The following is a 14,988-nucleotide window of genomic DNA, read 5'->3' as shown; positions in this document are numbered from 1 at the left end:
ATGAAGCTGCGCCTGACCCTGATCCAGAGCCCGCCGGCGCAAGGCGGCGACATCACCCGCGACCTCGGGAGCGGCCGGCTGGTGATCGGCCGCGGTCCCGACTGCGACTGGATCCTGAACGACACGGAACGGGTGCTGTCCAAGGCCCACTGCATGGTGGAGTTCAAGGGCGGCGTCTACATCGTCATCGACAGCTCCACCAACGGCGTCTTCCTGAACGACGGGCCGTCGCCGATCGGGCGCGGCAACTCCGCGGTCATCGGTGACGGCGACCGGCTGCGGATGGGCGGCTTCGTCATGCGCGCCGGCTTCGCGGCGGACGAGGCGCCTGCCGCCAACGACCCGTTCCTGGCGGTGCTGCGCGGCTCGGACCCGCCCGCGGCAGGCGGTGTGCCGGGCGGGACGGCGTCGCAGGACGACCCGTTCGCCGCGGCGGCCTTCGACCGCCCGCCGATGCCGCTGACCCCGATCCCCGAGGACGACGACCTGTTCGGCGACCTGCAGCCGCCCGGAGTCCGCGGCGCGGCGGCCGATCCGGACTGGTCGCGATCGACGCAGGCCGACTTCTCTCCCGACAGCTTCGGGACGATGCGCCTGGCGACCGAAGGCGGGGGCGGCCCGGCGTCTTCCCTGCCGCCTTCCGGTACCTCCAGCATTCCGGACGACTGGCTCGACGAGCCGGTGGATGTCCGGCCGGCCGGCGGGCCGCCGCCGGCACCGGTGCCGCCCGTGACCGCGGCTCCGTCCTTCCAGGACGACTGGGACGACGATCCCCTGGTTCCCCCGGCATTCGGCCGGCAGGCGCCGTCTCCGCTGCCGTCCCTGCTGCCGTCCCAGGCGGCGCCTGCGGCGGTGGCGGCCCCCGACCTCCTCACCCGCGCCCTGGCGGAGGTCGTGCTGTCGCTGGTGCAGCGGCAGGCGGCGCTGGAGGCGCTGCTCGGCCTCGACCCCGAGGACACGCTGGCCCAGGGGGATTCGCCGCTGCGCCGCGCGACGGACGCCGATGACGCGCTGGCCCGCCTGCGCGCCCTGCCGGCCGACGAGGCCGGGGCGATGCTGCGCGCCGCGGTCGCCGACGGCGGGGCTCACCAGTCGGCCCTTCTGGCCGCCGTGCGGGAACTGGCCGGAGAGACGCCGGACGGCAACGCCCGGCTGGCGGCGCTCTATCGCCGGCTCCTGCCGATCCACCGCCACGCGCTCGGCGGATGAGGAGGGCCGGCGCCATGGGCGCACCATGCGGAACAGCACCCCTCCCGCCCGCCGCCGGCGGGGGAAGCACTGCGAAGACCATCAGCCTGCGAGAGGAAAAGCGCCCATGAGCTGGGACGACAAGGTCATCTGGTCCGAGGGCATGTTCATGCGGGCGCAGCATTTCCAGCAGCAGGACCGCTATGTCGAGCGGCTGGTGCGCGGCCGCGTGGCCGGCATCCGTCCCTTCGCCTGGGGCATCAGCGAACTGGTGATCAACCGCGACCTGCTGGCGGTCGGAAAGTTCGCCGTGCTGCGCTGCAAGGGCATCCTGGAGGACGGGACGCCGGTCAACATCCCGGACGACGATCCGCCGCCGCCGCCGCTCGACCTGCCGGAGACGCTGGCGAACAGCATCGTCTACCTCGCCCTGCCGGTGCGCCAGCGCGGCGGCGTCGACTTCGAGGTCGGCGAGAGCGCCGACGCCGCCACCCGCTATGTCGGCGAGGAGACCGAAACCGTCGACGCCATCGCCGGGTCGGCCAGCGTCTCGACCATCCGCACCGGCCGGCTGCGGCTGCGCTACCGGCTGGAGCGCCAGGAGCGCGCCGGCTACCATTGCCTCGGCCTCGCCCGCATCCAGGAGGTGCGCTCCGACCGCCGCGCCAGCCTGGACGAGCGCTACATCCCGCCGGCCCTGAACGTCCAGGCGCTGGCGCCGCTCGCCGGCTACGTCACGGAGATCCAGGGGCTGCTGAACAGCCGCGCCGAGGCGCTGGCCGGCCGCGTGTCCGGCTCCGGCGCCCGGGGGGCGGCGGAGATCGCCGACTTCCTGATGCTCCAGCTCGTCAATCGCAGCGAGCCGCTGTTCGCCAACCTCGCCCGGATGCCCGACATCCATCCGGAGCGCCTGCACGGCCTGATGCTGGGGCTGGCCGGCGAGCTCGCGACCTTCACCGCGGTCAACAAGCGCCCGCCCTCCTTCCCTCCCTACCGCCACGACGACCTCCAGGGGACGCTGGAACCGGTGGCCGCGGAAATCCGCCGCTCGCTCAGCGCGGTGCTGGAACAGACCGCCATCCCGATCGAGTTGCTGGAGCGCAAGTACGGCATCCGCGTCGGCACCATCGCCGACCGGTCGCTGATCACCACCGCCACCTTCGTTCTGGCGGTGCGCGCCGACATGCCCGGCGAGAACCTGCGCCGCAACTTCCCGGCGCTGGTGAAGATCGGTCCGGTCGAACAAATCCGCGAACTGGTGAACGTGCAGTTGCCGGGTATCCGAGTAAGGCCGCTGCCGGTCGCGCCGCGGCAACTCCCGTATCATGCGGGTGCCGTGTATTTCGAGCTCGAACGCGGTAATCCTATTTGGAAACAGCTTGCAACTTCGGGCGGAATCGCTGTTCATCTGGCGGGTGACTTCCCGCAGGTTGCTATGGAGCTTTGGGCGATCCGTGGCTGATTCGACGCCTTACTTCCGGCTCCCCGCCGCGGGCGCGGCGCCATGAGGCTCGGCGGCGTCCTCGCGCTGCGCACCGGCGCCGTCATCGCCGCGACGGTGGCGACCGCCGTCCTGCTGTCGGTGCTGCTGTCCGGGCTGAAGTTCGAGCAGAAGCTGCGCGACGTCACCACCTCCCGCCTCGCGGTCGTCGCCGACGAGATGCGGCGGCGGGTGGAGTACGGGCTGACGCTCGGGCTGGACCTGTCGGAACTGGTGGATTTGCAGGCCCAGGCCGAACGCGCCGCCTCCGGGCAGGAGATCCTGGGCGTCGAGGTGGTGGACGACCGCGGCATCGTGCTGTTCGCCGCCGACCGCGACGCCATCGGCCGCCCGACCCCGGTGCGCTGGGACGGTGCCGTGGCCGGTGCTGCGGCCGGCGGCGAGACGGCGCCCGGTGCGCGGCGCCAGCAGATCATCGGCGACGTGCTGGTCATCGGCACCGGCGTGCGCAACAGCTTCGGCCAGCCGGTGGGCGAGGTCATCCTGCGGTCGTCGCTGGCCGGCCTCAAGGCACGGGTGGCGGCGGTGGAGGAGAGGCTGCGGTTCGGAACGCTGGCGCTGGTCGCGGTGGCCGCCGCGGTCACCATGGCAGCGGTCTTCCTCGTCGTGCGCCATGGCGGCGGCCGGCGCGGGCTCGCGGCCGGGGCGGCGCCGCTGGGGCTGGTGCGGGACCGGCTGGCCCACGGCATCGCCGGCGCCGAGCAGGCGATGGAGGATCTCGAACGCGAACTGGACGCGGTGATGCCGGCGGCGGGACGCGGCACGGCCCCCCTGGGGAGGGCATCATGAGCGACGCGAACCGCGACCGGCCGGCCGCCACCTCCGCCGCCGCCGGCAAACCCGCCTCCCGCCGCGACCCGATCAGCGCGCTGGTCCTGCGGCTGACGATCGTCACGGTGGCGGTGCTGCTGCTGGCCGCCGGCGGCGCCTCGTGGCTGTCGCTGCGCAGCTTCGATCCGCTGTTCCAGCCCGAGCTGGCGCGCAAGGCCGAGACGGTCGGCGACCTGCTGGCCGCGCAGATCGACCGCGGCCTGACCGCCCGCATTCCGCTGGAGCGCATGCCGGGCCTGGACGCCCTGTTCGCGGCCGAGGTCGGCCGGCACGAGGACATCGCCTACATCGCCGTCACCGATCCCGCCGGCCGCATCGTCGCGTCGGCCGGCCGGCCGCTCGCCGGCATGCCGGTCGGAAGCGCCGCCGTGCCCGCCGACCGGCTGGCCGGCCCCGCCGCCGACCGCCTGGCCACCGGCTTCGTCGACGTCGACCGCCGGCTGGGCAGCGCCGCCGCCGCCTCCGGCGTCCTCCATGTCGGCGTCGACAGCGCCTTCCTGGCCAAGGCGTCGACCGACCTTGCGCTCGACGTGCTGTCGGTGGTCATCGTCTCCATCCTGCTGATCTTCGAGGTGCTGCAGCTCGTCGTGAACCTCGCCATGCGGCGGGTGCTGACCCTGCGGCTGCTCGCCGACCGCGCCGAGGAGGGCGACTTCCGGGCCGGCCTGCCGGAGGTCCGCGCGGCCGGCCGCGGCGGCGACGACCGCGCGGTTGAGCGCGGCATGAGCGGGGCGCTCGACGCCGTGAACGCCCGTCATGCCGGCCTGTCGGCGCGGGTGGCCGAGCTGCGCCGGCGGCTGGGCGCCGACGACCCGCGCGTCGGCCGGGCCGAGGCCGGGCTGGCGGCGGTCGCCCGCCGCTTCCGTTTCCGCGACCCGAACGCCGCCGGCGCGGCGCCGACGCCGCTGAACCTCGTCTTCCTGCGGCTGCCGGTCTTCCTGTTCTGCCTGTCGGAGGAGCTGTCGCGCCCCTTCCTGCCGGCCTACGCCAAGTCCTTCGCCGGCGAGGTGCCGTGGCTGACCCCGGACATGGTCGTCAGCCTGCCGATCACCCTGTTCATGCTGATCTGGGCGCTGTCGCAGCCGGGCGGCGCCCGCTTCTCCGAACGCTGGGGGCGGGCGCGCTCCTTCACCATCGGCGCGCTTCTGGGATCGGTCAGCCTGGCGCTGACCGCCTTCGCCGGCTCGCTGTTCGAGCTGATGCTGTGGCGCTGCCTGACGGCGCTCGGCTACGGGCTGGTGCTGATCACCGCCCAGGGCATCGTCGTCGATCACAGCACGCCGCGCAACCGCGCCGCCGGCATGGCGATGTTCATCGGCGCCCTGCTGGCCGCCGGCGTCTGCGGGCCGGTCAGCGGCGGCATCATCGCCGACCAGGTGGGATCGCGCGCCACCTTCCTGCTCGGCGCCGTGCTGGCGCTGTGTTCCGGCCTGTCGGTCAGCCTGCTGCTGCTGCGCGGGCGCGGCGCGGCGCCGGCCGGCGCTGCCCGCCCGCCGATGGGCGGCGCGCTGCCGCTCTTCCGCGACTTCCGCTTCTCGGCCCTGATGGTGCTGAGCGCCATCCCGACCAAGATCGCCTCCACCGCCTTCCTCTTCTGCCTGGTGCCGCTGCTGCTGACCGCCGACGGCGCCAGCAAGGCGGAGATCGGGCGGGTGCAGATGATGTATTTCGTCGCCTTCATCCTGGTGTCGCCGCTGGCCGCCAGCCTGTCGGACCGCTGGCAGGCGCGCCGCGGCTTCATCGCCGCCGGCGGGATCGGCACGCTGGCGAGCTGCCTGCCCATCATCGCCACCCAGGAGCTGTGGGGGCCGCCGCTGGCGATCGCCCTGTTCGGCCTGTCGCAGGCGCTGGTCGGGGCGCCGCAACTGACGTTGGTGTCGCAGATCGCCCGAGAGGGCGGCCTGCCGGAGACGGCGGCCATCGGCTGGTACCGGCTGATCGAGCGGCTGGGCGGCGCGCTGGGTCCGGTGACCGCCATGGCGGTCGCCGTCGCCACCTCCTACCGCGAGGCGATGCTGGGCATCGGCCTGCTGTGCGGGGCGAGCGCCCTGCTGTTCTGGATCCTCTTCCGCACCGGCCACCCGCCCGCTCCCGCGGCGCGGCCGCAGGAGGCTTGACCGCCATGAGCATCGATCCCCGCGACTTCGGCATCCACCGGCGTTCGCTGCTGAAGCTGGCGGCGGCGGGCGGCCTCGCGCTGCCGGCGGCCTCGCTGGCCGGCCAGGCGCTGGCGACGGTGCCGGACAGGACCTTCCGCATCATGATGGTGCTCGGCCGCGGCGAGAGCGACAACGAATACGGCTTCAAGGACTATCTCGCCCGCCGCGGCCTGAAGACCGAGTTCACCATCCGCAACACCGGCGGCGACACCGGCAAGCTGCCGGCCATCATGGAGGAGATCCGGGACACCAGGCCGGACCTGATCTATAGCTGGGGCACGCCGCAGACCCGCGCCCTGGTCGGTCCCTACGACGACCCCGACCCGCGCAAGTACATCACCGACATCCCGGTGGTCTTTACCTTCGTCGCCGCCCCGACCGACGCGAAGATCGTGCGGGATCTCAACCGGCCGGGCCGCAACGTCACCGGCACGATCCACATCGCGCCGATCGCGGTTCAGCTCAACACCATCCAGGCCTACCGGCCGGTCAAGCGGCTGGGGGTGGTCTACAACCCGCAGGAACGCAACTCCATCCTCACCATCGAGAACCTGCGGGCCGAGGCCGGGCCGCGCGGGCTGGAGCTGATCGAGGAGCCGGTTCCCCTGAACGACCGCGGCGAGCCGATCTCCGCCGCCGTGCCGGATGCCATCGCCCGTGTGGCCCGGCGCGGCGGCGAGGTGCTCTACATCGGCCCGGACACCTTCATCGCCTTCCACAACCGCACCGTGGTCGCCTCCGAGGCGCTGCGCCTGGGGCTGCCGACCTTCTCGGTGACCGAGCTGATCGTGCGCACCGACAAGGCCATGCTGGCGCTCGCCAGCAGCGCCTACGGCATCGGGCGCTTCACCGCCTTCAAGGCGGCGCAGATCCTGGTCGACGGCGGGACGCCGGCGGACATCCCGGTCGAAACCCTCAAGCGCTTCTCGATCATCATCAACATGGCGACGGTGCGGGCGCTGGAATACTACCCGCCGATCGGCCTGCTGAACTTCGCGGAGATCATCGAATCATGAGTGGGGACATGAGCCGACCTCTGATCGGCGGCGCGCCGTGAGCGCGCCCGCCGCCGTCGCGCTGCGGGCCGGCGCGCCCGTCCTGCATGGCGATGCCGCCCGCGCGGTCGCCGCCGTCCGCCTCAAGCCGCTGGCCGACGCCCTGCCGGACGGGCTGACCGCCCGCATGATGGACCTCGACGATTCCCGGGCGCTGGCCGATTTCCGCGTGCGGGTGGTGGCGATGCTGGACGACCCGGACCATTACCGCATGGCCGGCGAGGTCGGGAACTTCGTCGCCGACCATCTCGGCGAGCTCGGGCTGACCGCCGGCATCTTCCGCGGCGACCGGCTGGTCGCCTACGGCGCGCTCGGCCTGCCGGGAGCGGACGACCCCAACCGCGGCCGCGACCTCGACCTGCCGGAGGAGGAGCTGTCCTCGGTCGCGCACATGTCCTCGGCGATGGTCGACCCGTCGGAGCGCGGGCGCGGCCTGCACCACCGGCTGATCGACTGGCGCATCGAGGTGGCGGAGGCATTGGGCCGGCGGCACCTGCTGACCACCGTCAGCCCGCGCAACCACCGGAGCTGGGGCCATCTGGCCGGGCACGGCATCTATCCGAAGCGGCTGATCCGCGTCGGCGGCGATCTGGTGCGGCTGCTGGTCCACCGCGACTTCACCGCCGACCCGGTCTTCGACCCGTCCAGCGCCGGGCTGGTGGCGGTCGAGGAGCTGTCCGGACGGTGGGACGTGTTCGAGGGCGGGCATGTCTGGGGCCGCATCGCCGCCGGCGACGGGGCCGCCCAGACCTGGTTCGCGCTGTGCGGCCGGTCCAAGGCGGTGCGCGGGCGCTGATCGGCCGCCGGCGCCGGGCCGGGAGAGAGCCGCAAGGGGGAAGGCCGGATGGGATCGGGGAGCTTCGGGGCGCGCCTGGGGGCGTTCATGGCGGTGGCGGTGTTCATCGCCGCCCTGTCGGCGGTGGTGCTGTGGACGCGCGAGGAGGCGCGCCGCCTGGACGAGGCCGTGACCTCCCAGGTCGGCTTCGTGCTGAGCGAGGCCAAGGCGTCGCTGGAGGTGCAGCTCAACCTCGGGCTGGCGCTCGGCGACCTGCCGCAGGTGGAGGGGCTGCTCGCCCGCGCCAGCGCCTCGCTGCCCGGGATCCGCTCGGTCGCCGTGCTCGACGAGAACGGCGCCGTCCTCTTTTCCACCAACACCGTCGAGGTCGGGGAAACCTTGCCGGTCGGGCAGGCGGAGGCCGCGGGCGGGGCTGCGGGACGGGTCAGCGGCCTGTGGTCCGACGAACAGGGGGAGGAGCGGATCTACGGCGTCGGGCTCGCCACCAGCTTCGACACCGCGGCCGGCAGCGTCCTGGTCCGCATGCCGGCCGGCGCCATGGCGGAACCGATCCGGCATTATGCCCTGACCCTTGCGCTGGGCGGCGTGCTCGCCGCGGTGGTCGCCGGGCTGCTGGGCTGGCTCGCCGGGCTGTGGCTGGCGCGTGGCCCGCGCCGCGCCCTGGCCGGGCTCGCCGCCGTGCTGGAGGGGCTCGACGAGCGCGCCCATGCTGCGGAGCCCGCCACCCTGTCCGCCGCCGCCGGCCCGGCCGGCACCCTGGGACTGCCGGCCGCCGACTTCGTCGAGGCGGTCCGGTCGCGCCTGTCCATCCTCGACCGGGCGGAGCGCGAGGTCGCGCGCCTGGATGAACTCGCGTGAGGACGCCGGAATGACCATGGCCGCAAGGCGCAGCCACCGCCTGTTCACGATCGGCGTCCCCGCCGCCGTCCTGCTTGCGGCGATGCTGGCGATGGCCGCGGTCGGCGTGATGGGAACCTGGCTGGCGCAGGAGCAGCTCGGCGAGGCCCGCGCCGCCAAGGCCGCCGCGGTGGCCGAGGCGGTGCAGCACGACCTGGAGCGGGCCATCGGCTACGGCATCCCGCTGGAGCGGATCGAGGGGGTCGACGCCTACATGCAGGGCATCGCCGGCCGCAACCCCGACCTGGGCTTCCTGGCGCTGGCCGGCCGCGACGGCACCCTGCTGCAGGGCGCCGTCACCGCGGGGGCCGGCGGCCCGACCAGGGTACGCCTGACCGAGCTGTCCGATGCGCTGCGCGGATTGCCGACCCCAGAGACGCGTGCCGCCACGCTGCAGCCGGTCGAGCGCGACGGCTTCCTGATCCTGCGCCTGCCGGTGCGCATCGGCCGCTTCTCGTCCGAGGGCGGGGGCGGGGGAGCCAGCCCGCCCCCGGCCGGCCATGTGCTGGTCGGGGTGCAGCCGGGGCAGGTCCGCGGCCAGATCGCCGGCGAGCTGTCGACGGTGGCGCTGGGCGGGGCGGGGGTCCTGCTGCTGCTGGCCGAACTGGCCGGCGTGCTGGCGAGGGCCAGCCTGGCAGCACCGCTGCGTCGGCTGGGCGGCGTGATGGACGAGGCTGCCGGTGGCCGTTTCGGCACGCTGCTCGGCCGCCGCCCGCGCGATCAGGTCGGCCGGCTGCTCTTCGCCTTCAACGCGGTGGTCTTCGGTCTCTACGACCGCCGCCAGCGTTTCGCAGCCCACGCCGACGAGGTGCGCGCCGCGGTCTTCGACCCCGAGGTCGCCGCCGCCGTCGACCATGCCCGCCTGGAGGCGCTGCAGGCGCTTGGCCCCGGTCTCGCCACCGCGCCGCGCCGGGTGGTCGACTCCCGCGCCGACGACGTCCTCGCCTTCGTGGTGCCGGCCGCCGCCGCGGGCACCCTGCTCGTTGCGGTGGGACTGGCTGCGGCCGGCTGGGCGGATCTCGGGGCGGCTGCCGTGATCCTCGTCCTGTCGGTGATGGCCGGCCATGCCGTTCCGGCCGGCCGGCGGCGCCTGGCCGCCCTGGCCGCCGCCCTGCTGGCGCTGGCGGCCGGGGCCGGCTGGTTCGGCGGTGCCGCGGCGCCCTCCCTGCTCCAGCTTCCGGCAGGCGCGCTGTGCGGCGGCCTGTCGGCCGGGCTGGCGCTGTCCTACGTCCGCCGGCAGGTGCGGGAAGAGGCCGGCACGGCCGCGATCCTGCGTGCGCTCGGCTCCGGCATCCTGGCCGCCCTGCTGTGGGGGGCCGCGGTCGGCTGGGACGCCGCGATGCTCGCCGGCTCCGCCCTTCTGCCCGCCGCGCTGGCCGCCCTGCTGGCCCGCGCCATCGTCGTTCCGCGGAGTTGAGAGGCCCCATGCTGCTTCAGACCCGCATCATCCTGTTCGTGTTGGCGACCGTCACCGTGGTCGCCGGGCTCCTGCTCGGCTTCTCCGCCCTGCGCGAGGATGCCGCCGACCGTCGGGCCAAGGAGCTGGAGCTCGCCCGGCTGGACACCTCCTGGCAACTCGCCGTTTCCGGCGCCGCCGGACGGATCGACCAGAACCTGGGGCGGCTGGCCGGCGATGCCGAGATCGCCCGCGCGGTGGAAGCCGAGGACCGCGGCGCCCTGAACCGCCGGGTGAGCGCGCTCGGGATCGTTCCGGCCTCCGGGACCGTGCCGGCCACCGGGGGCGGCCTGACCGACGTCAACCTGCTGTCGGAGTCCGGCGACCTTCTCTTCAGTACCGATCCCGCGCTCGACCCGGCACCCCTGCTGAACCGCGGGGCGCTGGACGGCATCCTGTCGGGGCAGAAGCTGGCGCGCGGCGTCCGGCTGGTCGACGGCGAGCGGCTGGTCGTGGTCGCCGGTGCGCCGATCTATGCCGGAACCGGAACGGGCGGCGGCGCCGGCAGCGGTGCCGGCGTGGCCGGCGCCGTGGTTGCCGGGGTGGAGTTCAAGGCGGCGCTCGACGTGCTGCGGCGAACCACGGGGGCGCGGGTGTTCGCGGTCGCGCGCAACGGCGCGGCGATCGACGGCGAGACCGATCCCCTGTGGCCGGCGGTCAGGGTGCTGGTCCGGCCGGCCGAGCGCCGGATCGCCACATTCGCCGAAGGCGGGCGGCGCTACGCGCTGGCCAGCCTGCCGGTCGCCGACCTTGCCGGCGGGCGGGTCGCCACCGTGCTGATCGCCGGCGACGTCACCCAGGCCGAGGAGGAGCAGGCGCTGTGGTCGGCAGCCTATGTCGCGGCGGCGGCACTGGTGCTGCTCGGCGCGCTCGGCCTGCTCTACGGGTTCCTGCGGCGGAACTTCTCGACGCTGGACGGGGCGGTCAAGGCACTGCAGGATCTCTCCCATGGCCGTGCCATGGGCTATCTGGAACTGCCGGCCGGCAACGACGAGATCGGCCGCATCGCCGGAGCGGTCGAGGTCTTCCGCGGCGTGATGCGCGAGATCGAGCGGACCGCCGGCCAGCGCGAGCGCCGCCTGCGCCGCCAGCAGCGGTTCATCCGCCGCCAGATGGAGGCGCTGGCCGTCACGCTGGAGGAGGAGGCCCGCCAGAACCTGCTGGAGGAACTGCGCCAGATCGAGGCGGAAACCCACGACGCCCATTCCGCCCAGTCCAAGGGCGTCGGCGACGAGCTGGGCCTGCTGGCGCTGGGCTTCTCGCGCCTGGCGACGCGGGTCAGCACCCAGCAGGTGCAGCTTACCCAGATGGTGCGCGACCTGCGCGAGGCGCTGGCGGACAAGCGCCGGCTGATCAGCCTGCAGCAGGAGCTGGAGATCGCCCGCACAATGCAGCTCACGATCCTGCCGCAGGTCTTCCCCGACCTGCCCGAACTGGACATCGCGGCGCGCATGATCCCGGCCAAGGAGGTCGGCGGCGACTTCTACGACTTCTTCCCCATCTCCGAGCACAAGGTGGCCCTGGTCATCGCCGACGTCTCCGGCAAGGGCATCCCGGCGGCCTTCTTCATGCTGATCACCCGCACCATGCTGCGCGCCATCGCCGAGTCCGGAGTCGGGCCGGCCGAGACGATGCGGCGGGTCAACAACCTGCTGGCGGCGGAGAACGAGCAGATGATGTTCGTCACCGTCTTCTACGGCGAGCTCGACCTGCGGACCGGCGTCCTGGCCTTCTCCAACGGCGGGCACAACCCGCCTCTCCGCATGACCGCTGACGGGACCGTGGCGCCGTTGGAGCGCACGCCGGGCATCGCGCTGGCCGCCATGCCCGACATGCCCTTCGGCGAGCGGAGCGTCACGCTGGAGACGGGCGACATGGCATTCCTGTTCACCGACGGCGTCACCGAGGCGTTCAACGGCGAGGAGGTCATGTACGGCGACGGGCGCCTGGTGGACGCGGTCGCCCGCCAGCGCGAGGCCGGCGCGCGCAACGGCCTGGACGGGGTGCTGGCCGACGTCGCCCGCTTCACCGCCGGCGCCCCGCAGTCCGACGACATCACCTGCCTCGTCCTGCGCTGGCGGGGAGCGTCCCCGGCCCCGGTGGCGGCCGGAAACCCGGCCGAGGCGGCGGTCGCCTGAGCGGGCCGCTAAGTCGTTCGATTACCGCGCCCCGGCATGATATAAGCATGACGTGGACGACATCTGCTGAGGGCAGGGCATGAACATTACCGAGCAGTCGATCAACGGCGTGACGGTTCTGCGGGCCGACGGACGCATCGACAGCGGGAATGCAACCGAGTTCGAGAACGCGCTGGTTGAGGCGCTTGGGTCCGGAAGCACGCGGCTGGTTGTCGACATGGAGAAGCTGACCTACATCAGTTCGGCGGGCCTCCGCTCGCTGCTGATCGCCGCCAAGAAGGCGCGCCCCGGCGGCGGCCGGATCGCCTTGTCGGCGATGGCACCGCATATCCGCGAGGTATTCGATCTCAGCGGCTTCTCGTCGCTGTTCGAAATCCATGGCGATGCCGGAGCGGCCGTGTCCGCGCTCGGCGGTTGAAGCCGGTAACCTAACCTGAACCGAACCCGGCGGTCCGGGGCGCCGAGGCAGGTCCTGGCGGCCTGGGCCGGCTTCTTGAGGACGGTCCCCGAACAGGGATCGGAAATATGATGGGACGCGACGACCGGCCGAACATCCTGGTGGTGGAGGATTCTCCCGCCGTGCGTCTTTCGGTGGCCGGCTACCTGGAAGGGCGCGGCTTCGAGGTGACCGAGGCGGAGAATGGCCGCGCCGCGATCAACGCGCTCGACGGCCACAGCTTCGATCTGATCGTCACGGACGTGCTGATGCCCGAGGTCGACGGCATCGAACTGATCAAGGCGGCGCGCAGCGCCCAGCCCGGCGTGAAGATCCTGGCGATGTCCGGCGGTGCTCCCAACATGCCCGCGGGCTACGTGCTGAAGATGACGCGCATGTTCAACGCCGACGACATCATCTACAAGCCGTTCCTGAACGAGGAACTGGGCGCTGCGGTTGCCCGGCTTTTGGATGAACCGCATGCAAATTAAGCAATTCCACACTGCTGCTTAATTATAGGGCGGAAAAGAAAACGGCTTCGGTGCAGGAAGCGCCGAAGCCGTAAGTGATGCGTGGAACCAACCGCCTATCGTTACGCAAGCCTCGTGCCATTCCCCCCGCATGGGGCTGCCATGCCGCGGCACGCGGCTGCCTGCCGCCGCCGGCCGTCGGGCCGGGAGCACCGGAAGGTGGGGGGAAGTTCGGGAACGCCATTTATCCGCTCCCTGTTGATCGTGGACCAAGGCCGGCCTTGCAGCCGTCCACGGTCCAAGAATCTTGCAGAGGGAGCCGACCACGATGGCGCAGTACGAGAACCGTTGGCGGGACGAAGGCCGCGACTGGCGCGACGACGACCGCGACCACAATCGGATGCAGGCGGATGAGCGCTGGCGCGGCGAAGGCCGCCGCCAGGGCGTCTACGACAGCGACGACCGCGGATCCGGCGAGCGCGGTGCGGGTGAGCGGCAGGACAGGCGCGACATGTACCGCGCCCAGCACCACCGCCATCAGGACGATCAGGGGCGCTCCTGGCGCGACCAGGGCTACCAGGGGCGCGTCGGCAACGAGTCCGGCGGCTTCGGCCGGGATACCGGTTACGAGAGCGACCGGTACGACCGGGATACCACACGCGAGATGGAGCGGGTCTATGACCGCAGCTTCGGCGGTGGACGCGACGTCGCCCGCGGCGGCTACGGAGCCGGGTACGGCGGCCGGTCGGGGTCGAGCGGCTATGGCGGCTTCGCCGGCGCGGGAAATTCCGGGACCGAGGGAAACTATACCGATCGGGATGTCGGAAGCCGTGACTACCGCAACCGGGATTACGGTGTCCGTGATTACGGCGAGGGCGATTCCGGCGTGCGTGGCCGCGGTTCGCTCGGCTACGGCGGCCGCGAATACGGCGAGCGCTCTTACGGAAGCCGCGGCTATGGCGAGCGTGGTTACGGCGAGCGTGGCTACGGCTCCGGCGAGGATCGCGGCTATGGCGAGCGCGGCCGTGGCTTCGGTTCCTACGGGTCGGAAAGCGGACGCGGCGGCATGTCCGGCGAGGGTCGGCGCATGGTCGGCGACCGCGGCTATGGCGGCTATGGGGACGACTACGGCCGCCGCCGGGCGGAATACCGCGGCGATCGCGATTCCGACCGCGGCTTCTGGGAGCAGGCCGGCGACGAGATCGCCTCCTGGTTCGGCGACGAGGATGCCGAACGCCGCCGGCACGAGGACGAGCGGCGCGCCCAGCATCGCGGCCGCGGCCCGCGCGGCTACAGCCGCTCCGACGAGCGGGTGCGCGAGGATGTCAGCGACCGCCTGACCGACGATGCCTATATCGATGCCTCCGACATCGAGGTGGCGGTCAGCGGCGGCGAGGTCACGCTGACCGGCATGGTGCCCGACCGCCAGACCAAGCGCCGCGCCGAGGATGTCGCGGAGGCGGTTTCGGGTGTCGGCCACGTCCAGAACAACCTGCGTGTCCGCGCGCGCACCGAGCAGACGCAAGGCGGCGGCTCGACCTGGGGCAATTCCACCGGTGCCGGCGCCTCGGCGATGGCGTCGGCGGGCGCCAATCCGGTCGGCACCACGACGGGTGGCATGCACGGGTCCGATACCACCTCCGGCCAGACGTCCGGCCTCGGCAGCGGGATCGGTTCGACCACCGGCTCGTCCAGCCCGACCGCCACCGGGACCGGCGCCGGCGCCAGCGGCGGTCCGGCCGCCGCATCGGCCGGCACCGGTTCGCTGTCTGGTTCGACCACCGGCACCACGGGGTCCGTGGGAACCAACCGCTCCACCACCACGCGGAGCTGAGTGGGGCCGGGCCGGCCGGGGCAAGTGGCCCTGGCCGGGCCGGCGACCATTTCGTGTGCGGAACGGCCCGTTCGGCCTGCGGCCGCGCTCCGTGACCGGCTTGGCCGGTCCACGGGCGCGGCCCTGGTTTTTTCAGGTCCCATTTTTTAGTATGAACCCGAATTAATTTCCCTCCCGAACTCGTTCCTTGACACTCTAAGGAACTCGACTATCGTCATTTTTCGTAA

At 72.7% G+C, this 14,988-nt stretch carries 12 protein-coding genes; all 12 read left to right on the top strand.

The features are described from left to right. The 12 genes from tagH to J2850_RS06885 all read left to right on the top strand — a co-directional run bounded on the left by tagH (window position 1) and on the right by J2850_RS06885 (window position 14,761). The gene (tagH, locus tag J2850_RS06940) at window positions 1-1,209 is read left to right on the top strand and encodes a type VI secretion system-associated FHA domain protein TagH (protein ID WP_209980133.1); all 1,209 of its coding nucleotides are present in this window, start codon (window positions 1-3) and stop codon (window positions 1,207-1,209) included. Between the two features lie 106 nt (window positions 1,210-1,315). Beyond that, window positions 1,316-2,650, top strand: coding sequence for a type VI secretion system baseplate subunit TssK (gene tssK / locus J2850_RS06935; RefSeq protein WP_209980131.1), 1,335 nt, complete (start codon window positions 1,316-1,318; stop codon window positions 2,648-2,650). A 42-nt stretch (window positions 2,651-2,692) separates the two neighbouring features. Next, window positions 2,693-3,478: a hypothetical protein gene (locus J2850_RS06930; protein ID WP_209980129.1), complete on the top strand. Its 786-nt coding sequence runs from the start codon at window positions 2,693-2,695 to the stop codon at window positions 3,476-3,478. Beyond that, on the top strand, window positions 3,475-5,637 hold the full coding sequence (locus J2850_RS06925) for an MFS transporter (RefSeq protein ID WP_209980127.1): 2,163 nt from the start codon (window positions 3,475-3,477) through the stop codon (window positions 5,635-5,637). Before J2850_RS06930 ends, J2850_RS06925 begins: the two co-directional genes overlap by 4 nt. Window positions 5,638-5,642: 5 nt before the next feature. Then, entirely contained in the window at window positions 5,643-6,695 is a 1,053-nt protein-coding gene (locus J2850_RS06920; protein WP_246512856.1) for an ABC transporter substrate-binding protein, read from the top strand. A gap of 37 nt (window positions 6,696-6,732) precedes the next feature. Then, complete coding sequence (locus J2850_RS06915; protein WP_209980123.1) at window positions 6,733-7,530, top strand: GNAT family N-acetyltransferase; 798 nt, start codon at window positions 6,733-6,735, stop codon at window positions 7,528-7,530. Between the two features lie 48 nt (window positions 7,531-7,578). Continuing rightward, on the top strand, window positions 7,579-8,388 hold the full coding sequence (locus J2850_RS06910; protein WP_209980121.1) for a hypothetical protein: 810 nt from the start codon (window positions 7,579-7,581) through the stop codon (window positions 8,386-8,388). 10 nt (window positions 8,389-8,398) lie between these two features. Then, window positions 8,399-9,844, top strand: a complete 1,446-nt coding sequence (locus J2850_RS06905; RefSeq protein ID WP_211113802.1) for a hypothetical protein — start codon at window positions 8,399-8,401, stop codon at window positions 9,842-9,844. A gap of 8 nt (window positions 9,845-9,852) precedes the next feature. Next, window positions 9,853-12,021, top strand: a complete 2,169-nt coding sequence (locus J2850_RS06900; RefSeq protein ID WP_209980118.1) for a PP2C family protein-serine/threonine phosphatase — start codon at window positions 9,853-9,855, stop codon at window positions 12,019-12,021. A 79-nt stretch (window positions 12,022-12,100) separates the two neighbouring features. Next, entirely contained in the window at window positions 12,101-12,439 is a 339-nt protein-coding gene (locus J2850_RS06895; RefSeq protein ID WP_209980116.1) for an STAS domain-containing protein, read from the top strand. Between the two features lie 107 nt (window positions 12,440-12,546). After that, entirely contained in the window at window positions 12,547-12,948 is a 402-nt protein-coding gene (locus J2850_RS06890; protein WP_246512855.1) for a response regulator, read from the top strand. A gap of 307 nt (window positions 12,949-13,255) precedes the next feature. Next, complete coding sequence (locus J2850_RS06885; RefSeq protein WP_209980115.1) at window positions 13,256-14,761, top strand: BON domain-containing protein; 1,506 nt, start codon at window positions 13,256-13,258, stop codon at window positions 14,759-14,761. Window positions 14,762-14,988 lie beyond the last annotated feature (227 nt).

Origin of the sequence: Azospirillum picis (assembly GCF_017876115.1) — a bacterium.
Classification (GTDB): domain Bacteria; phylum Pseudomonadota; class Alphaproteobacteria; order Azospirillales; family Azospirillaceae; genus Azospirillum; species Azospirillum picis.
Note: the sequence above shows the minus strand (reverse complement) of the source record. Positions and strands in the feature narration are given on the sequence as shown.